This window comes from Pseudomonas sp. TH34 (assembly GCF_016650865.1).
Lineage (GTDB): Bacteria > Pseudomonadota > Gammaproteobacteria > Pseudomonadales > Pseudomonadaceae > Aquipseudomonas > Aquipseudomonas yamanorum.
On record NZ_JAEKFB010000035.1, the window covers coordinates 1 to 20,176 of the forward strand.

Annotated in this window: 13 protein-coding genes, 2 tRNA genes, 3 rRNA genes and 1 pseudogene; 8 read left to right on the forward strand and 11 right to left on the reverse strand. The window is 57.9% G+C overall.

Annotation, left to right across the window (positions count from 1 at the left end):
- Nucleotides 1-47 precede the first annotated feature (47 nt).
- From rrf to JFU58_RS29395, 7 genes are all read right to left on the reverse strand, one after another.
- Nucleotides 48-163, reverse strand: a 5S ribosomal RNA gene (gene rrf / locus JFU58_RS29365).
- Nucleotides 164-316: 153 nt separating this feature from the next.
- Nucleotides 317-3,210, reverse strand: a 23S ribosomal RNA gene (locus JFU58_RS29370).
- 234 nt (nt 3,211-3,444) lie between these two features.
- A tRNA-Ala gene (locus JFU58_RS29375) sits at nt 3,445-3,520 on the reverse strand.
- Nucleotides 3,521-3,550: 30 nt separating this feature from the next.
- Nucleotides 3,551-3,627: transfer RNA gene (locus tag JFU58_RS29380), tRNA-Ile, on the reverse strand.
- Between the two features lie 82 nt (nt 3,628-3,709).
- Nucleotides 3,710-5,246: ribosomal RNA gene (locus tag JFU58_RS29385) — 16S ribosomal RNA — on the reverse strand.
- Together the 16S, 23S and 5S rRNA genes with 2 tRNA genes alongside form the textbook arrangement of a ribosomal RNA operon.
- 626 nt (nt 5,247-5,872) lie before the next feature.
- Nucleotides 5,873-7,366, reverse strand: coding sequence for a CoA-acylating methylmalonate-semialdehyde dehydrogenase (locus tag JFU58_RS29390; protein WP_201142968.1), 1,494 nt, complete (start codon nt 7,364-7,366; stop codon nt 5,873-5,875).
- Nucleotides 7,367-7,405: 39 nt separating this feature from the next.
- Complete coding sequence (locus JFU58_RS29395; protein ID WP_063033278.1) at nt 7,406-8,755, reverse strand: aspartate aminotransferase family protein; 1,350 nt, start codon at nt 8,753-8,755, stop codon at nt 7,406-7,408.
- 126 nt (nt 8,756-8,881) lie between these two features.
- Between JFU58_RS29395 and JFU58_RS29400 the strand changes: the two genes are divergently transcribed.
- The 4 genes from JFU58_RS29400 to JFU58_RS29415 all read left to right on the forward strand — a co-directional run bounded on the left by JFU58_RS29400 (nt 8,882) and on the right by JFU58_RS29415 (nt 12,624).
- Nucleotides 8,882-9,802, forward strand: a complete 921-nt coding sequence (locus JFU58_RS29400; RefSeq protein ID WP_010174131.1) for a LysR family transcriptional regulator — start codon at nt 8,882-8,884, stop codon at nt 9,800-9,802.
- Between the two features lie 86 nt (nt 9,803-9,888).
- Entirely contained in the window at nt 9,889-11,283 is a 1,395-nt protein-coding gene (locus JFU58_RS29405; RefSeq protein WP_201142969.1) for a uracil-xanthine permease family protein, read from the forward strand.
- An 87-nt stretch (nt 11,284-11,370) separates the two neighbouring features.
- A complete protein-coding gene (locus JFU58_RS29410) occupies nt 11,371-12,030 on the forward strand; it encodes a TetR/AcrR family transcriptional regulator (protein ID WP_201142970.1) in 660 nt (219 codons plus the stop codon).
- 12 nt (nt 12,031-12,042) lie between these two features.
- Nucleotides 12,043-12,624: an IMPACT family protein gene (locus JFU58_RS29415; RefSeq protein WP_017478475.1), complete on the forward strand. Its 582-nt coding sequence runs from the start codon at nt 12,043-12,045 to the stop codon at nt 12,622-12,624.
- Nucleotides 12,625-12,926: 302 nt separating this feature from the next.
- Here JFU58_RS29415 and JFU58_RS29420 read toward each other — a convergent pair whose 3' ends face one another.
- Complete coding sequence (locus JFU58_RS29420; RefSeq protein ID WP_063033281.1) at nt 12,927-13,319, reverse strand: hypothetical protein; 393 nt, start codon at nt 13,317-13,319, stop codon at nt 12,927-12,929.
- Nucleotides 13,320-13,402: 83 nt separating this feature from the next.
- On the opposite strand from JFU58_RS29420, the gene JFU58_RS29425 reads away from it, so the two are divergent.
- From JFU58_RS29425 to JFU58_RS29435, 3 genes are all read left to right on the forward strand, one after another.
- Nucleotides 13,403-13,753 (forward strand): MerR family transcriptional regulator, encoded by a 351-nt coding sequence (locus JFU58_RS29425; RefSeq protein WP_003211171.1) that lies wholly within the window; start codon nt 13,403-13,405, stop codon nt 13,751-13,753.
- 26 nt (nt 13,754-13,779) lie between these two features.
- Complete coding sequence (locus JFU58_RS29430; RefSeq protein ID WP_063033282.1) at nt 13,780-14,466, forward strand: SDR family oxidoreductase; 687 nt, start codon at nt 13,780-13,782, stop codon at nt 14,464-14,466.
- A 146-nt stretch (nt 14,467-14,612) separates the two neighbouring features.
- Nucleotides 14,613-15,971 carry an 8-oxoguanine deaminase gene (locus JFU58_RS29435; protein ID WP_093202173.1) on the forward strand — a complete coding sequence of 453 codons (1,359 nt, stop codon included), beginning with the start codon at nt 14,613-14,615 and terminating at the stop codon, nt 15,969-15,971.
- Nucleotides 15,972-16,126: 155 nt separating this feature from the next.
- Here the strand turns inward: JFU58_RS29435 and JFU58_RS29440 are convergent, their stop codons facing one another.
- Complete coding sequence (locus JFU58_RS29440) at nt 16,127-17,215, reverse strand: calcium:proton antiporter (protein WP_063033284.1); 1,089 nt, start codon at nt 17,213-17,215, stop codon at nt 16,127-16,129.
- A 194-nt stretch (nt 17,216-17,409) separates the two neighbouring features.
- Here JFU58_RS29440 and JFU58_RS29445 point away from each other — a divergent pair, with 194 nt between their 5' ends.
- Nucleotides 17,410-18,363: an adenosine deaminase gene (locus tag JFU58_RS29445; protein WP_008430770.1), complete on the forward strand. Its 954-nt coding sequence runs from the start codon at nt 17,410-17,412 to the stop codon at nt 18,361-18,363.
- Here JFU58_RS29445 and JFU58_RS29450 read toward each other — a convergent pair.
- Nucleotides 18,360-19,051: pseudogene (locus JFU58_RS29450) on the reverse strand (ArsR/SmtB family transcription factor). The gene JFU58_RS29445 and the pseudogene JFU58_RS29450 overlap by 4 nt on opposite strands.
- A 138-nt stretch (nt 19,052-19,189) precedes the next feature.
- Nucleotides 19,190-20,119, reverse strand: a complete 930-nt coding sequence (locus tag JFU58_RS29455; RefSeq protein ID WP_063033286.1) for a LysR family transcriptional regulator — start codon at nt 20,117-20,119, stop codon at nt 19,190-19,192.
- Nucleotides 20,120-20,176: the final 57 nt, after the last annotated feature.

Here is a 20,176-nt window from a genome sequence, read left to right on the forward strand (position 1 = left end):
AAACAAAACCCCTGATTGCGTTAGCAATCAGGGGTTTCAGAATTTAATCTTGACGATGACCTACTCTCACATGGGGAAACCCCACACTACCATCGGCGATGCATCGTTTCACTGCTGAGTTCGGGATGGGATCAGGTGGTTCCAATGCTCTATGGTCGTCAAGAAATTCGGGTACTGAGTCGTGACCAGTTGGCCTCGCTTCAGCAAATTGGGTATGTGATAGCTTCGGTGTTTTGTGAGTTTCTCGAACTTTCGGTTCGTTTCGTCTTCACACACCGCAATCTGGTCTCTTCGACTCAAATTGCTTGGGTGTTATATGGTCAAGCCTCACGGGCAATTAGTATTGGTTAGCTCAACGCCTCACAGCGCTTACACACCCAACCTATCAACGTCGTAGTCTTCGACGGCCCTTCAGGGAACTCAAGGTTCCAGTGAGATCTCATCTTGAGGCTAGTTTCCCGCTTAGATGCTTTCAGCGGTTATCTATTCCGAACATAGCTACCCGGCAATGCCACTGGCGTGACAACCGGAACACCAGAGGTTCGTCCACTCCGGTCCTCTCGTACTAGGAGCAGCCCCTCTCAAATCTCAAACGTCCACGGCAGATAGGGACCGAACTGTCTCACGACGTTCTAAACCCAGCTCGCGTACCACTTTAAATGGCGAACAGCCATACCCTTGGGACCGGCTTCAGCCCCAGGATGTGATGAGCCGACATCGAGGTGCCAAACACCGCCGTCGATATGAACTCTTGGGCGGTATCAGCCTGTTATCCCCGGAGTACCTTTTATCCGTTGAGCGATGGCCCTTCCATACAGAACCACCGGATCACTAAGACCTACTTTCGTACCTGCTCGACGTGTCTGTCTCGCAGTCAAGCGCGCTTTTGCCTTTATACTCTACGACCGATTTCCGACCGGTCTGAGCGCACCTTCGTACTCCTCCGTTACTCTTTAGGAGGAGACCGCCCCAGTCAAACTACCCACCATACACTGTCCTCGATCCGGATAACGGACCTGAGTTAGAACCTCAAAGTTGCCAGGGTGGTATTTCAAGGTTGGCTCCACGCGAACTGGCGTCCACGCTTCAAAGCCTCCCACCTATCCTACACAAGCAAATTCAAAGTCCAGTGCAAAGCTATAGTAAAGGTTCACGGGGTCTTTCCGTCTAGCCGCGGATACACTGCATCTTCACAGCGATTTCAATTTCACTGAGTCTCGGGTGGAGACAGCGCCGCCATCGTTACGCCATTCGTGCAGGTCGGAACTTACCCGACAAGGAATTTCGCTACCTTAGGACCGTTATAGTTACGGCCGCCGTTTACCGGGGCTTCGATCAAGAGCTTCGCGTTAGCTAACCCCATCAATTAACCTTCCGGCACCGGGCAGGCGTCACACCCTATACGTCCACTTTCGTGTTTGCAGAGTGCTGTGTTTTTAATAAACAGTCGCAGCGGCCTGGTATCTTCGACCGGCATGAGCTTACGGAGCAAGTCCTTCACCCTCACCGGCGCACCTTCTCCCGAAGTTACGGTGCCATTTTGCCTAGTTCCTTCACCCGAGTTCTCTCAAGCGCCTTGGTATTCTCTACCCAACCACCTGTGTCGGTTTGGGGTACGGTTCCTGGTTACCTGAAGCTTAGAAGCTTTTCTTGGAAGCATGGCATCAACCACTTCGTCATCTAAAAGATAACTCGTCATCAGCTCTCGGCCTTAGAATCCCGGATTTACCTAAGATTCCAGCCTACCACCTTAAACTTGGACAACCAACGCCAAGCTGGCCTAGCCTTCTCCGTCCCTCCATCGCAATAACCAGAAGTACAGGAATATTAACCTGTTTTCCATCGACTACGCTTTTCAGCCTCGCCTTAGGGACCGACTAACCCTGCGTCGATTAACGTTGCGCAGGAAACCTTGGTCTTTCGGCGTGGGTGTTTTTCACACCCATTATCGTTACTCATGTCAGCATTCGCACTTCTGATACCTCCAGCAAGCTTCTCAACTCACCTTCACAGGCTTACAGAACGCTCCTCTACCGCATCATCCGAAGATGATACCCGTAGCTTCGGTGTATGGTTTGAGCCCCGTTACATCTTCCGCGCAGGCCGACTCGACTAGTGAGCTATTACGCTTTCTTTAAAGGGTGGCTGCTTCTAAGCCAACCTCCTAGCTGTCTAAGCCTTCCCACATCGTTTCCCACTTAACCATAACTTTGGGACCTTAGCTGACGGTCTGGGTTGTTTCCCTTTTCACGACGGACGTTAGCACCCGCCGTGTGTCTCCCATGCTCGGCACTTGTAGGTATTCGGAGTTTGCATCGGTTTGGTAAGTCGGGATGACCCCCTAGCCGAAACAGTGCTCTACCCCCTACAGTGATACATGAGGCGCTACCTAAATAGCTTTCGAGGAGAACCAGCTATCTCCGAGCTTGATTAGCCTTTCACTCCGATCCACAGGTCATCCGCTAACTTTTCAACGGTAGTCGGTTCGGTCCTCCAGTTAGTGTTACCCAACCTTCAACCTGCCCATGGATAGATCGCCCGGTTTCGGGTCTATTCCCAGCGACTAGACGCCCTATTAAGACTCGCTTTCGCTACGCCTCCCCTATTCGGTTAAGCTCGCCACTGAAAATAAGTCGCTGACCCATTATACAAAAGGTACGCAGTCACAGAACAAAGTCTGCTCCCACTGCTTGTACGCATACGGTTTCAGGATCTATTTCACTCCCCTCTCCGGGGTTCTTTTCGCCTTTCCCTCACGGTACTAGTTCACTATCGGTCAGTCAGTAGTATTTAGCCTTGGAGGATGGTCCCCCCATATTCAGACAAAGTTTCTCGTGCTCCGTCCTACTCGATTTCATGACTAAGAGATTTTCGCGTACAGGGCTATCACCCACTATGGCCGCACTTTCCAGAGCGTTCCGCTAATCTCAAAGCCACTTAAGGGCTAGTCCCCGTTCGCTCGCCACTACTAAGGGAATCTCGGTTGATTTCTTTTCCTCAGGGTACTTAGATGTTTCAGTTCCCCTGGTTCGCTCCATACACCTATGTATTCAGTGTAAGGTAACCATCTTATGATGGCTGGGTTCCCCCATTCAGACATCTCCGGATCAAAGTCTGTTTGCCGACTCCCCGAAGCTTTTCGCAGGCTACCACGTCTTTCATCGCCTCTGACTGCCAAGGCATCCACCGTATGCGCTTCTTCACTTGACCATATAACCCCAAGCAATCTGGTTATACTGTGAAGACGACATTCGCCGAAAATTCGCAATTACTCACAAATTTTACCTTAGCCTGATCCGTTACCAGTGAAAGTAACGTTCAGTCTATCTTTCTATCACATACCCAAATTTTTAAAGAACGATCTAATCAAAGACTAGAAATCAACATTCACCATCACAACGATGGAATGCTCATTTCTAAGCTTTCATAACGTAGAAGCAGTAGTGGTGGAGCCAAACGGGATCGAACCGTTGACCTCCTGCGTGCAAGGCAGGCGCTCTCCCAGCTGAGCTATGGCCCCGTATTTCTACAGGCGTTTCCCACACAAAATTGGTGGGTCTGGGCAGATTCGAACTGCCGACCTCACCCTTATCAGGGGTGCGCTCTAACCAACTGAGCTACAGACCCAATTTCGGGCTGCTTCTTATCGTCTTCTTCAATGAATCAAGCAATTCGTGTGGGAACTTATGGAGCAGCTGATGTCGTCGATTAAGGAGGTGATCCAGCCGCAGGTTCCCCTACGGCTACCTTGTTACGACTTCACCCCAGTCATGAATCACACCGTGGTAACCGTCCTCCCGAAGGTTAGACTAGCTACTTCTGGTGCAACCCACTCCCATGGTGTGACGGGCGGTGTGTACAAGGCCCGGGAACGTATTCACCGCGACATTCTGATTCGCGATTACTAGCGATTCCGACTTCACGCAGTCGAGTTGCAGACTGCGATCCGGACTACGATCGGTTTTCTGGGATTAGCTCCACCTCGCGGCTTGGCAACCCTCTGTACCGACCATTGTAGCACGTGTGTAGCCCAGGCCGTAAGGGCCATGATGACTTGACGTCATCCCCACCTTCCTCCGGTTTGTCACCGGCAGTCTCCTTAGAGTGCCCACCATGACGTGCTGGTAACTAAGGACAAGGGTTGCGCTCGTTACGGGACTTAACCCAACATCTCACGACACGAGCTGACGACAGCCATGCAGCACCTGTCTCAATGTTCCCGAAGGCACCAATCTATCTCTAGAAAGTTCATTGGATGTCAAGGCCTGGTAAGGTTCTTCGCGTTGCTTCGAATTAAACCACATGCTCCACCGCTTGTGCGGGCCCCCGTCAATTCATTTGAGTTTTAACCTTGCGGCCGTACTCCCCAGGCGGTCAACTTAATGCGTTAGCTGCGCCACTAAGAGCTCAAGGCTCCCAACGGCTAGTTGACATCGTTTACGGCGTGGACTACCAGGGTATCTAATCCTGTTTGCTCCCCACGCTTTCGCACCTCAGTGTCAGTATCAGTCCAGGTGGTCGCCTTCGCCACTGGTGTTCCTTCCTATATCTACGCATTTCACCGCTACACAGGAAATTCCACCACCCTCTACCATACTCTAGCTCGTCAGTTTTGAATGCAGTTCCCAGGTTGAGCCCGGGGATTTCACATCCAACTTAACGAACCACCTACGCGCGCTTTACGCCCAGTAATTCCGATTAACGCTTGCACCCTCTGTATTACCGCGGCTGCTGGCACAGAGTTAGCCGGTGCTTATTCTGTCGGTAACGTCAAAACAGCAAAGTATTAATTTACTGCCCTTCCTCCCAACTTAAAGTGCTTTACAATCCGAAGACCTTCTTCACACACGCGGCATGGCTGGATCAGGCTTTCGCCCATTGTCCAATATTCCCCACTGCTGCCTCCCGTAGGAGTCTGGACCGTGTCTCAGTTCCAGTGTGACTGATCATCCTCTCAGACCAGTTACGGATCGTCGCCTTGGTGAGCCATTACCCCACCAACTAGCTAATCCGACCTAGGCTCATCTGATAGCGCAAGGCCCGAAGGTCCCCTGCTTTCTCCCGTAGGACGTATGCGGTATTAGCGTCCGTTTCCGAACGTTATCCCCCACTACCAGGCAGATTCCTAGGCATTACTCACCCGTCCGCCGCTCTCAAGAGAAGCAAGCTTCTCTCTACCGCTCGACTTGCATGTGTTAGGCCTGCCGCCAGCGTTCAATCTGAGCCATGATCAAACTCTTCAGTTCAAACATCTTTGGGTTTTTAAGAAACCCTAAACTTGGCTCAGCAATCGTTGGTTACATCTTTGATTTCTCGCGGAGTAACTTGTGATGCTGATAATCTTGTTGACTATCAGTCTGACTCCACAAGCACCCACACGAATTGCTTGATTCAGTTGTTAAAGAGCGGTTGGTTAAGATCTTTCGTCTCAACCGAGGCGCGCATTCTACAGCAGCCTCTGTTGCTGTCAAGCGGTTTTTTTAAGAAGTTTTCAAAGTTTCCTTTGTAACTTCAACCACTTGCGCTTCCGATCTCTCGTTAGCGGGAGGCGAATTCTACAGCGTTACACGCTGCTGTCAACACCTCTTTTTCTCCGCTTTCGACCGAGAAGATCGAACCGTCAACAGAGCCAAACTACACGACTCTATCAACTCCTTCTGGGCTTCGATGATCTGAAGCAGCTCGCTGTCGAAACCTACATAACTCTTTGTTTACCAAGGAGTTTTCCGTTTCGACTGCGCCGGAAGTGGGGCGAATTATAGACTTCCAGAATCTGCCGTCAACACCTTTTTTCACAATACTGTCATATCGGTCAAAAAAGCCCTGAAAAGCAAAGGCCGGCCCCAAGGGGCCGGCCTTCTACTGACCGAACTTACAAGCTGGGAAAGGCAAACTGCGACGCCTCATGGCTGGCCCGTTGCGGCCAGCGCTGGGTAATCGCCTTGCGACGGGTGTAGAAACGCACCCCATCCGGCCCATAGGCATGCAAGTCGCCAAACAGCGAACGCTTCCAGCCACCAAAGCTGTGATACGCCACCGGCACCGGCAACGGCACGTTGACGCCAACCATGCCCACTTCAATCTCGTCACAGAACAACCGCGCCGCTTCACCGTCACGGGTGAAGATGCAGGTACCATTGCCATACTCGTGATCGTTGATCAGTTGCATAGCCGCTTCCAGACTGCTCACCCGAACCACGCACAGCACCGGCCCGAAGATCTCTTCTTTATAGATACGCATCTCTGGGGTCACGCGATCGAACAAGCTACCGCCCAGGAAGAAACCTTCTTCATGGCCCGCAACACTCAACCCACGCCCGTCGACCACCAACTCAGCGCCCGAAGAAACGCCGTCTTCTATATAGCCACTGACTTTATCCCGCGCCTGGCCAGTCACCAGCGGCCCCATGTCCAAGCCACAGGAAGTGCCCGCACCAATCTTCAGCGCCTTGACCTGCGGCACCAACTTGGCAATCAACGCATCCGCTACCTGGTCGCCAACACACACGGCAACAGAGATTGCCATGCAACGCTCACCGCACGAACCATACGCCGCGCCCATCAAGGCGCTGACTGCATTATCCAGGTCTGCATCCGGCATCAGCACCGCATGGTTCTTCGCCCCGCCCAGCGCCTGTACACGCTTGCCACGCTTGGTAGCTTCCGAATAGATGTACTCGGCGATCGGCGTCGAACCCACAAAGCTCAACGCTTTGACTTCCGGCGCTTCGATCAGCGCATCCACCGCGCCCTTGTCGCCGTGCACCACGCTCAGCACACCTTTAGGCAAACCGGCTTCCTGCAACAGTTGTGCAATCAGCAGCGTCGAGCTTGGATCACGTTCCGACGGCTTGAGGATGAAGCAGTTGCCGCAGACGATCGCCAGTGGATACATCCACAGCGGCACCATTGCAGGGAAGTTGAACGGCGTAATACCCGCCACCACACCCAACGGCTGGAAGTCAGACCATGCGTCAATGTTCGGGCCAACGTTACGGCTGTACTCACCCTTGAGGATTTCCGGCGCCGAGCACGCGTACTCCACGTTCTCGATCCCACGCTTCAGCTCACCCGCCGCATCTTCCAGGGTCTTGCCGTGCTCTTCGCTGATCAGTTGGGAGATCCGCGCTTCGTTCTGTTCCAGCAATTGCTTGAAACGGAACATCACCTGGGCACGCTTGGCCGGTGGCGTGTTGCGCCAGGCCGGGAAGGCCGCCCTGGCCGAGTCGATGGCGCTTTGAATGGTTTCGCGGCTGGCCAACGGCACCTGGTGAATCACCTGGCCAGTCGACGGGTTATACACGTCAGCCGTGCGACCGTTCTCGGTCACCAATTGGCCGTTGATCAAATGCTGGATGAGGCTCATGCAGGGCTCCTGAAAAGTTGTTCTATATAGAAGGAGAAATCAGTCGATCTTGTTCAGCACTTCGCCGACCGCATCGAACAAGCGATCCAGGTCCTGCGGCTTGCTGTTGAAGGTTGGCCCGAACTGCAAGGTATCGCCGCCAAAGCGCACGTAGAAGCCGGCTTTCCACAAAGCCATGCCGGCTTCGAACGGACGCACAATCGCATCACCGTCACGCGGCGCAATCTGGATCGCACCGGCCAGGCCGTAGTTACGAATGTCGATCACGTTCTTGCTGCCCTTCAGGCCGTGCAGCGCATTCTCGAAATGCGGTGCGACTTCGGCCACGCTCTGCACCAGGTTTTCCTTCTGCAGAAGGTCGAGTGCCGCCAGGCCGGCCGCGCAGGCCACCGGGTGAGCCGAGTAGGTGTAACCGTGTGGGAATTCCACCGCGTACTCAGGCGTCGCCTGGTTCATGAACGTCTGATAAATCTCAGTGCTGGCAATCACCGCGCCCATCGGAATCGCACCGTTGGTGACTTGCTTGGCAATGCACATCAGGTCCGGGGTCACACCGAAGCTGTCAGCACCAAACATCGAACCGGTACGACCGAAGCCGGTGATCACCTCGTCGAAGACCAGCAGGATGTTGTGTTGATCGCAGATCTCACGCAGACGCTTCAGGTAACCCTGTGGCGGAACCAGCACGCCAGCAGAGCCTGCCATCGGTTCAACAAACACTGCGGCGATGTTCGACGCATCGTGCAACTCGATCAGCTTGAGCAGCTCATCCGCCAAGGCAATACCGCCCAGCTCCGGCATGCCACGGGAGAACGCATTGCTCGCCAACAGGGTGTGAGGCAGATGGTCAACATCCATCATCGCCTGACCAAAGATCTTACGGTTGCCGTTGACGCCGCCCAGGCTGGTACCGGCGATGTTCACACCGTGGTAACCACGGGCACGGCCGATCATCTTGGTCTTGGTCGCCTGGCCTTTCAGGCGCCAGTACGCACGCACCATCTTCACGGCGGTATCGGCACACTCGGAGCCGGAGTCGGTGAAGAACACGTGGTTCAGGTTACCCGGGGTCAGGTCGGTAATCTTTTCTGCCAGTTGGAACGACAATGGATGACCGTATTGGAAGCCCGGCGAGTAGTCCAACGTACCCAGTTGCTTGGAGACCGCTTCCTGGATTTCCTTGCGGGTGTGCCCGGCGCCGCAGGTCCAAAGACCCGACAACGAGTCATACACCTTGCGCCCCTTGTCATCGGTCAACCAGCTGCCCTCGGCCGCCACGATCAGACGCGGGTCACGATGGAAGTTGCGGTTGGCGGTGTACGGCATCCAGTGCGCGTCCAGCTTCAGTTGGCTGGCCAGGGTGGACGGAGCGTTTTCGGGCATGTTCATGAGCAAAACCTCGCAAGGCGAAAGGCAGCGTAGGGATTTGAAAAGCGTTGTTGCAGCTAAATTGCCACGGGGATAAAGTCGGTGAAATCCAACTCTTCTAACCTTCAGTCAGGCCTTCACTAAACTATGAGCAGCCGTCGACCCGACCCACTGGCCCAAGTCAGCGACTTCGATATCCGCCTGTTGCGCATCTTTCGCAGCGTGGTGGAATGCGGCGGCTTCTCGGCGGCGGAAACCGTCCTGGGGATTGGTCGCTCGGCCATCAGCCAGCAAATGAGTGATCTTGAGCAACGCCTCGGCCTACGCCTGTGCCAACGCGGGCGGGCGGGGTTTTCCCTGACCGAGGAAGGGCGCGAGGTGTACCAGTCGGCGTTGCAGCTGCTCAGCGCCCTGGAAAGTTTCCGCACCGAGGTCAACGGCCTGCACCAGCACTTGCGCGGCGAGCTGATCATCGGCCTGACCGACAATCTGGTCACCCTGCCCCACATGCGCATCACCCACGCCTTGGCGCAATTGAAGGAGCGCGGCCCGGACGTACAGATCCAGATCCGCATGATCGCCCCCAATGAAGTCGAACAAGGTGTGCTCGACGGTCGCCTGCACGTCGGCGTAGTCCCCCAGGCCAGCGCCCTGTCGGGGCTTGAATACCAGCCGCTGTACAGCGAACGCTCGCTGCTCTACTGCGCAGTCGGCCACCCGCTGTTTTACGCCGACGACAAGCAACTGGACGACGAACGCATCAACAGCCAGGACGCCATCGCCCCGACCTTCCGCCTGCCCGCCGATATCCAGGCGCACTACCAGGCACTCAACTGCACCGCCAGCGCCTCGGACCGCGAAGGCATGGCCTTCCTGATCCTGACCGGCCGCTACATCGGCTACCTGCCCGACCACTACGCCAGTCTGTGGGTACAACAAGGCCGACTGCGCGCGCTGAAACCAGCTACACGCTTTTACGATTTGAGCCTCGCTTCGGTCACGCGCAAGGGCCGTCGCCCTCATTTGGTGCTGGAAAGCTTCCTCGAAAGTCTGGCCGCAACGCGCTAACACGGGCCTCGCAGAAAAACCTGAGCAGCTGGACAGCTTTTTGCAAGACAAGGGGATCTCGAACCATCAGCCATGAGCTCCCCACCATGTCGCCAGAATCCGAAAACCCAAGTGACCTGATCTACGGCCTCAACGATCGGCCCAAACCTTTGCCTGCATTGCTTGCTGCGTTGCAGCATGTACTGGCCGCGTTTGTCGGCATCATCACTCCCCCACTGATCATCGGCTCCACCCTCGGCCTGACCGCTCACCTGCCCTACCTGATCAGCATGGCATTGATGGTTTCCGGTGTAGGTACCTTCATTCAGGCGCGTAGGCCGTTTGGCATTGGCGCCGGGATGATCTGCCTGCAAGGCACCAGCTTCGCGTTTCTCGGTGCGGTGTTGTCGGCAGGTTTTCTGGTCAAGCAACGCGGCGGCAGCCCGGAAGACATCCTGGCGATGATCTTTGGCGTGTGCTTCTTCGGTGCAGCCGTGCAGGTGGTGTTGAGCCGGTTTATCGGCCAACTGAGAAGAGTGATCACACCCCTGGTCACCGGCATCGTCATCACCCTGATTGGCATCAGCCTGATCAAGGTCGGTATCACCGACTTGGGTGGCGGCTTCAACGCCCCGGACTTCGGCGCCCCGACCAACCTGGCACTCGGTGTGTTCGTGGTAATGACCATCATCCTGCTCAACCGCTCGAACACCCCATGGGTACGCCTCAGTGCCATTATCATCGGCCTGGCATTGGGCAGCCTCGCCGCCTGGTTCAGCGGAAAACTGGTGCCCCAAGCGCTGCCTGACTTGCCATTGATCAGCCTGCCCACACCGTTTCACTTCGGTTTCAACTTCGACTGGAGCGCTTTCCTGCCGGTGGCACTGATTTATCTGATCAGCACCATCGAAACCGTCGGCGACCTCACCGCCAATTGCATGATCGCCCGCCAACCCATCAGCGGCCCTTCCTATATAAGCCGGCTCAAGGGCGGCGTGCTGGGGGACGGCATCAGCTGCATGATCGCCGCCACCTTCAGCGCCTTCCCCAACACCACCTTTGCCCAGAACAACGGCGTGATCCAACTGACCGGCGTCGCCAGCCGTTACGTCGGCCTGTACATCGGCGTGGTGCTGTTTTGCCTCGGGCTGTTTCCGCTGATCGGCGCGGTGCTGCAACAAATCCCCAAGCCGGTGCTGGGTGGGGCAACCCTGGTGATGTTCGGCAGTGTCGCCGCCGCCGGCGTGCGCATCCTCGCCCAGGCCCCGCTGGACCGGCGCAGCATGCTGATCATCGCCACCTCGTTTGGCGTCGGCCTGGGGATCGCGGCCCAACCGAACCTGCTGCACCTGATGCCAACGCTGGTGCAGAACCTGTTCGACTCCGCCATCACCAGCGGCGGCCTGACCGCCATTGCGTTGTGCTTGTTACTGCCTGAACCCAAAGCCACCGCAGATGCCGCAAACCGGGCCCTGGAAAGCGACACTCTGGAGCCGCTTTGACGGTTTTATCGTATCGGGACTTGTCTGGGGCTTGAGGGTGGGTTATCTGTGCACACGTCGTATTCATCGATCTGCACGGAAACCTCCATGAGCCTCGAAGTTCCTGCCCACAGCAACCACGCCGGAAAACCTGCAAGCCGCATTCGGCAAAAGAACGAACAAGCGATTTTGCAGGCTGCCGAAGACGAGTTCGCCCGTCATGGCTACAAAGGCACCAGCATGAACACCATCGCGGCGAGTGCCGGGTTGCCGAAAGCCAACTTGCACTACTACTTCACCAACAAGCTGGGCCTGTACATTGCCGTGCTCAGTAACATCCTCGAACTCTGGGACAGCACCTTCAACACCCTGACGGCCGAGGACGACCCGGCCGCAGCGCTGACCCGCTACATCCGCACCAAGATGGAATTCTCCCGCCGCCAGCCACAAGCCTCGCGGATCTTTGCGATGGAGATCATCAGTGGCGGTGAATGCCTGACCGAATATTTCAGCCAGGACTACCGCGCCTGGTTCAGCGGCCGTGCGGCGGTGTTCCAGGCCTGGATCGACGCAGGCAAGATGGACCCCATCGACCCCGTGCACCTGATCTTCCTGCTGTGGGGCAGCACCCAGCATTACGCCGACTTTGCCACGCAAATCTGCCGCGTGACCGGTCGCACCAAGCTGACCAAGCAGGACATGGAAGACGCTGGCACCAACCTTATCCACATCATTCTCAACGGCTGTGGCATCAAGCCGGCCCTCTAAACGAAGTTACCCATGCCTTTCACGCTTACCGGCTTTTGCGAGTTTCGCGAAGAAATTCGCAAAAGCCGCTTCATTACCCTCGCCGCCCCCATCAGCAGCCCCCAGGACGCCCAGGCCTTCATCGACCAGCACAGCGACCTGAATGCCACGCACAACTGCTGGGCCTGGAAACTGGGGGATCAATACCGCAGTAACGATGACGGCGAGCCCGGCGGCACGGCCGGGCGCCCGATCCTGGCCGCGATCGAAGCGCAGGACTGCGACCAGGTCGTAGTGCTGGTGATCCGCTGGTACGGCGGCATCCAACTGGGCACCGGCGGCCTGGCCCGGGCCTATGGCGGCGGCGCCAACAAGTGCCTGCAAGCGGCCGAACGCGTCGAGCTGATCAAACGTGTGCCACTGAGTTGCTCCTGTGGTTTTGCCGAGCTGCAGTTGGTGAAGCTACGGGTGGCCGAACTGGGCGGGCTGGTGATGGAAGAAACCTTCACCGCCAATGGCGTCGACCTGCAACTGGCCCTCGGCGAAGCGCATATCGACACCTTGCAAACTCAGCTCGCCGACCTGAGCCGCGGGCGCATTCTGCTAGAGCGCTGAAACTGCCCACATCTGCCGTGCACCTGCCTGTGGATAACCTGAGCACACTCGCCTGTAACCCTTCTGTCACAAGGCTTTCAGGCGGTTGTTCAGTTTTTGCTCAGCCCGCCACACTAAAGTATTAATCCGGCTCAAAAACAGTCAGTTAGGCGGGTTATGTCCTTTAGAACAAAGGGCCGCAGCGCTTATATCCACCGAACACGCTTGCGCACAATTACTGTGGAGCAACCTGTGGATAACCCGTGCAAGAGTGAGCCGGCGGTAGAGCCCGCAACGCCCCGGCGTAACTGAGCATTTTTTGATCAACTTGCCGGACGGCGCACCGGCATCAACTGCGCTACCGCCCACAGCACTTCAAACACCACGACAATCACCAGCACTAAACTTGCGCCGTGGGCCAGCGCGTAAATCTGCCAAGTGGCAAATAACACCCGGCCGGCCGCGTCATAGCGGCCAAATATCGCTTGGGGATCGCGGATTCGCAGCACTGACCACACGCACACAATCGAGCCCATCAGGTTGGCCATCAACATATGCACTGGCGCGAACGGTGGCAGTTCGCCGGGCAGATTCAACGCCACCAAGGCGTTGTGCAGCAGAACAAAGGTCCAGGGGGTGACCAGCGCCGCGGTGACGATCAAGTCGTACCAGCCGCTGGCCCGAACCAGTTGACGGTATTGGTGTGCAGTCCACATAGCAGCAAGCTCCTTCAATTCAAGAAGCCAGCACGCTAAAGCCTGGAGTATGCTCCAGGGTCAAGCCCCTTCGAGCCCTCTGCATGCGTATCGGCGAATTAGCCCAGGCCAGCCAGGTCAGCCGCGACACCCTGCGCTTCTACGAACAACGCGGATTGATTGCCGCGCAACGCAGTGCCAACGGTTACCGTGACTATCCCGCCGACATGGTGCAGTTGGTGCTTTACATCAAGACCGCCCAGCGCCTGGGCTTCAGCCTGGGTGAAATCGGCAACAGCGTCGGCGCACTATGGCAAGCTCCAGACCCCGACAGCGCCGTGACCCAACTGCTGCAAGACAAGCTTAACCTGATCGAAACCCGCATCGCCGAACTCGACCAACTGCGCCAGGAGTTGCAGCAAAGGCTCGGCCAGCGTTGTCCACTGAACCCGTGAACCTCCACCGTCAAAGGAAGCCATTCATGTCCACTTCAAAAACCGCACTGATTATCGGCGCCTCCAGGGGCCTGGGCCTTGGCCTGGCCAAGCAACTGCTGGCGGACGGCTGGGACGTCACCGCCACCGTGCGCGATCCGCAAAAGGCCGATGCCTTGAAGGCCCTGGGCCCGGTCCAGATCGAAAAGCTCGACATGGATGACCAACAGGCCGTGATCGCCCTGAGCCAGCGCCTCAAGGCAAAAACCTTCGACCTGCTGTTCGTCAACGCCGGCGTCAAAGGCCCGGCCAATCAGGAACCGGGCCACGCCACCCTGGCTGAAGTCGGCCAACTGTTCTTCACCAACGCCGTGGCGCCAATCAACCTGGCCCAGCGTTTCGTCGGGCAGATCCGCCCCGATACTGGCGTGTTGGCCTTTATGAGTTCGATCCTCGGCAGCGTGACCATCCCCGACGGCTCGGACCTGGCGCTCTACAAAGCCAGCAAGGCCGCCCTCAACTCCATGACCAACAGTTTCGTCACCCAGTTGGGCGACCAGAAACTGACCGTACTGTCGTTGCACCCGGGCTGGGTGAAAACCGACATGGGCGGCGAAAACGCACACATCGACGTGCCCACCAGCGTGCGCGGCCTGATCGACCAAGTGAATGCCTACAGCGGCAAAGGCGGCCATCACTTTGTGGACTACAAAGGCGACACCATCGCCTGGTAAACAACCCGGGATCGTTATCGGCCGATTGCCGTCGATAACGATCCACACGTAAACTGCGCACCTCGCCCTTCCCGGCGACCCTGGATCAGCAGACAGGGCAACACTGAGCTGGCAAACCTGAACCCATCATTCAGAGGAGCCGGCCAATGCCTGCGACCCGTATCTGGTTAAAAACCCCCCTCGCGATTTTCACCGCCAATGGCCTCGACGCCCGTGGCGGCCTGGTGCTGCAGGACGGTGTGATCGTCGAAGTCCTTGGCCTCGGCCAAGAGCCTGCCATGCCCTGCGGACAAGTCTTCGATGCCCGCGAGCATGTCGTCCTTCCGGGGCTGATCAACACTCACCATCATTTCTATCAAACCCTGACCCGCGCCTGGGCACCGGTAGTTAACCAGCCGCTATTCCCCTGGTTGAAAACCCTGTACCCGGTCTGGGCCCGACTCACCCCGGAAAAACTCGCCCTGGCGAGCAAAGTGGCCCTGGCTGAATTGCTGCTCTCAGGCTGCACCACCGCGGCAGACCACCACTACCTGTTCCCGGACGGCCTCGAACAGGCGATCGACGTGCAAGTCGACAGCGTGCGCGAACTGGGTATGCGCGCCATGCTGACTCGCGGTTCCATGAGCCTGGGCGAAGCCGACGGCGGGCTGCCACCGCAACAAACCGTGCAGCAGGGCGAGGTGATCCTTGAAGACAGCCGCCGCCTGATCCGTCAGTACCACGAGCGCGGCGACGGCGCACAAATCCAGATCGCCCTGGCGCCCTGCTCCCCGTTTTCCGTCACCCCGGAAATCATGGAAGCCAGCGCCGAACTGGCCAACAACCTCGACGTGCGCCTGCACACCCACCTGGCAGAAACCCTCGACGAAGAAGACTTCTGCCTGCAGCGTTTCGGCTTGCGCACCGTGGACTACCTCGACAGCGTCGGCTGGCTCGGCCCGCGCACGTGGCTGGCCCATGGCATTCACTTCAACCCGGAAGAAATCGCGCGCCTCGGTGCTGCCGGTACCGGGATCTGCCATTGCCCGAGCTCGAACATGCGCCTGGCTTCCGGAATATGCCCGACCCTCGACCTGCTCGCCGCCGGCGCGCCCATTGGCCTGGGCGTGGACGGTTCGGCATCCAACGATGCATCGAACATGATCCTCGAAACGCGCCAGGCCCTGTACATCCAGCGCCTGCGTTACGGCGCGGAAAAGATCACCCCGGAGCTGGTATTGGGCTGGGCTACAAAAGGCTCGGCGCAGTTACTTGGTCGCAGCGACATCGGCGAACTGGCCGTAGGCAAACAGGCCGACCTGGCGTTGTTCAAACTGGATGAGCTGCGCTTTTCCGGCAGCCACGACCCGATCTCGGCCCTGCTGCTGTGCGGCGCCGACCGGGCGGACCGGGTGATGGTTGGCGGTAAATGGCGGGTGATCGACGGGCAGGTCGAGGGCCTTGATTTGAAAGGTTTGATTGCCGATCACAGCCAGGCGGCGCGGGAACTGATCAACCGGACTTAACTGAAGAAACACTTTCCAAATGTGGGAGCGGGCTTGCTCGCGAAAGCGTTGGGTCAGTCAACATATCTGGCGACTGACACTCCGTATTCGCGAGCAAGCCCGCTCCCACACAAGCCCGGTTTCCACAATTATTTCTGCGGTGTGTTCAGGATCGGTTACAACCCCAACAGCGACAGCATGATAAACGTCGCAAACAACACAAAATGGGTCATCCCTTCGATGGCGTTGGTTTCGCCATCGTTGAGGTTGATCGCGCTGACGATCAGCGTAATAAACACCATCACCGTCTGCACCGGCGTCATTGCCATCTGAAACGGTTGGCCGGTGTACAAGGCCATGGCTTCCATCACCGGCACCGTCAGGATCACCGTCGACAGCGACGCACCCAGCGCGATGTTCACCACCGACTGCATGCGGTTGGCCAGCGCCGCGCGCAACGCAGTCAGAATCTCCGGGGCGGCGGAAATCGCGGCCACGATGATCGCCGTGATCACCGGTGGGGCACCCGTTCCTTCCAGGCCCAGGTCGAGGGTCTTGGACATCACCTCGGCCAACGCGCCAATCACGATCACGCCAAACACCAGGGTTCCGATGGAGAACGCCAGGTTGATCGGCGGCGACTCTTCTTCCGGCTGTTTCTTGCGGCGCTTTTCCGGGTAGCTGTAGCTGAAGAAATAACTGTGGGGCCCCACCTGCATCCGCAGAAACAACGTGTAGAGCACCACCATCGCGCCAATGGTGAAGGCCGAGTAGATTTTCCAGTCGGCCTCGGGAATAAATTCCGGCACCACCATCGACACGCCCATGGCGGTTAGGATCATCACGCTGTAGGTGCGTGCCGAATCGTCGTTGTAGGACTGTTCGCCATGCTTGATCCCGCCCATCAGTGCAGCCAGGCCAAGGATGCCGTTGATATCGAGCATCACCGCCGAATAAATGGTGTCACGCACCAGGGTCGGCGACGGCTCGTTGCTCATCATGATCGCCAGGATCACCACTTCCACCAGCACCGCGGCGAGGGTCAGGATCATGGTGCCGTAGGGGTCGCCGACCTTTTCCGCCAGTTGCTCGGCGTGATGGGCCACGCGCATCGAGGCCACGACGATAAAGCCAATCAGCGCGATGCCGCTGAGCAGCGCCACCATCTGCCCGCTGCCCAGCATCCAGTGCTCCAGCGGGTAAGCGGCGATGGCGGCAATCAGCGCCAGCAGCATGAATTTTTCTTGCTTGATAGATGTGAGCATTGCAGGCCTTTTAAACGCGGCGAATCCGTCATTGATGGGGTACAGACTGCACCGCGCCGCTAACGTTTCGTTACACCTTAGTTCACGCATCGCTTGCACGACGATCGCGGATGCTCACCGCTTGGTCAGGTTTTGCCGATTATTTCGGCGTGCGCCTGTAGAATGCCGCCATTGCACCTGATGAGAATTTATAAATGTACGATTGGCTCAACGCCCTGCCCAAGGCTGAATTGCACCTGCACCTGGAAGGCTCGCTGGAGCCTGAGCTGCTGTTTGCCCTGGCCGAACGCAACAAGATCGCGCTGCCGTGGAACGACGTCGAAACCCTGCGCAAGGCCTACGCCTTCAACAACCTGCAAGAGTTCCTCGACCTGTACTACAAGGGCGCCGATGTACTGCGCACCTCCCAGGACTTCTACGACCTGACCTGGGCCTACCTGCTGCGCTGCAAGGCGCAGAACGTGATCCACACCGAACCGTTCTTCGACCCACAGACCCACACCGACCGTGGCGTGCCCTTCGAAGTGGTGCTCAATGGCATCGCTGCCGCGTTGAAAGACGGCGAGCAACAACTGGGCATCACCAGTGGTTTGATCTTGAGCTTCCTGCGCCACTTGAGCGAAGAAGAGGCCGAGAAAACCCTCGACCAGGCGCTGCCGTTCCGTGATGCGTTTGTTGCCGTGGGTCTGGACAGTTCGGAAATGGGTCACCCGCCGAGCAAGTTCCAGCGCGTGTTCGATCGTGCCCGTCACGAAGGTTTCCTGACCGTCGCCCACGCCGGCGAAGAAGGCCCGCCGGAGTACATCTGGGAAGCCATCGACCTGCTGAAAATCCAGCGTATCGACCATGGTGTACGCGCCATTGAAGACGAACGCCTGATGCAGCGGATCATCGACGAGCAGATCCCGCTGACGGTGTGCCCGTTGTCCAACACCAAGCTGTGCGTGTTCGACGACATGTCGCAACACAACATCCTCGACATGCTCGAGCGTGGGGTGAAGGTCACGGTGAACTCGGATGACCCGGCGTACTTCGGCGGTTATGTCACCGAGAACTTCCATGCGCTGTACACCTCCCTGGGCATGACCCAGGACCAGGCCAAACGTCTGGCGCAAAACAGCCTGGATGCACGGTTGGTCAAGCCTTAATCACCGACCGGTCTGGCGAGCCGGGCAATTTCCAGTTGCCCGGCTTCACTGACCTGCAGCGCCCGGGACTCATTGATCACACTGACCCAGTTCGACTGCAAACACAGCTGCAACAGCGCGACCCCCAACGCACCGCCCAGGTGCGGCTGCTGTTCGCTCCAATCAAAACAATCGCACACGATCGGCTGAGCCAGTGCCTGGGTAAAAATCCCCAGCGCTGCGAGTTTGCGTGCGCCAAGGGGCGTCACTTCCGTGCGCTGCTCCGCACGCTCGATCCACCCTGCCGTCATCATCCGTTGATACAACCCCGCCGCCAGCTCGCCACCGAGATGCCCCTGGCAAAGCCTGGCCCGCCGTAATGCCGCAGGCGCAATCAGGGACTGGGAATGAGCGGGCGTGCTGCGGGTGATTCTGGCCATGGTGGTACAGGCCAAGGCATCCACGGCAGCCCCTACGTCGGCAGCGGCCACACGAAAAAGCGTTTGCCGCTACGGGCTTCGACGCGCAGCAGGCCGCCGGCCGTCAATCGCGTCAGGTGAGCATTGGCCGAGGCCGGCGACAGCCCCGCCAGTAGAGCCAATTCATCGGAGGGTTTGGCCGAGCCATCCATCAACGCCCAGACCATTGCGGTACGTTTCGGGTCGGCCAGCAAAGTGGCAATCTGACTGATGCAAGGTGCCTGTTCCATGTGCTCATTCACTCCCTGTTGAATCATTCGTCTGCTGCAGTTCGCAGAAAAGTATAAGCGTGAAAACGCCCGGTTCCGTGCCGTCTTACAGCGCAACCAAGGACAGAGGCTGAAGGAAATTTCCCGATATTCCCGGAGTCAGGGTGTAGAGGCCGACCGCTCCGGCAACTGCGCAGTCAATGTCGCACAACGAGCAACGAGCATTTCCCGCAGAAGATTGATCGGCTTGCTCAGCTGCGCTCGATGGGCGCACAACAGGTTGAGCGGCGTGCGCTCGCCCCGCAGCTCCGGCAGGATCAGGCGCAGGCGCCCGGCCAGCACATCAGAGCTCACATCCAGCCAGGACTTGTAGGCGATACCCACCCCAGCCACCGCCCAGCGCCGCACCACATCGGCGTCGTCACTGAATCGGTCACCGGTCACCGTCAGGCTGACGTCGCGCTTGCCATCGTTGAAACCCCAATGGTCATGCACCCGGCTGCCGAGCATATACAGCAGGCAATTGTGTTGGGTGAGCTGCTCCAGATGGCGCGGTTCGCCATGCCGCGCCAGATAGCTGGGGGCGGCGCAGAGCACGCGGTAGTTGTCCGGGGCGATGGGCAGCGCGATCAGGCTGGAGTCTTCGGGTTCACCGTAGCGCAAGGCGATGTCCACCGGCTGGCGGAACAGGTCGGCAATCCGGTCGCCCAACAGCAGGCGTACGCTCAAGTCGGGGTATTCACGCTGAAACTCATCCAGCCAGGGAAGCAGCTGGTTACGACCAAAGTCCGACGGCGCCGACAGTTGCAGCACCCCGCTGACCTGGTCCTGGCCACTGGCCAATAAGCGCCGGCCTTCATCCAGGCTGCTCAAGGCGGCCCGGGCGTACTCCAGAAAGCCCTCACCCTCGGCGGTCAGGCGCAGGCTGCGGGTGGAGCGCGCCAGCAACCGCGCGCCCAGTTGCTGCTCGATACGCTTCAACGCCGCGCTGGCCACCGCCGCCGACATGTCCATGACCCGCGCCGCCGCCGAAAGGCTGCCCAGGTCTGCCGCACGCACAAACAACTGCAAGTCATCAAAACGCAGCACGTCGACCGCCCATTATCAAAAAAACATTGAAAGAGACTGCTCTTTTAGCGGGTTTTA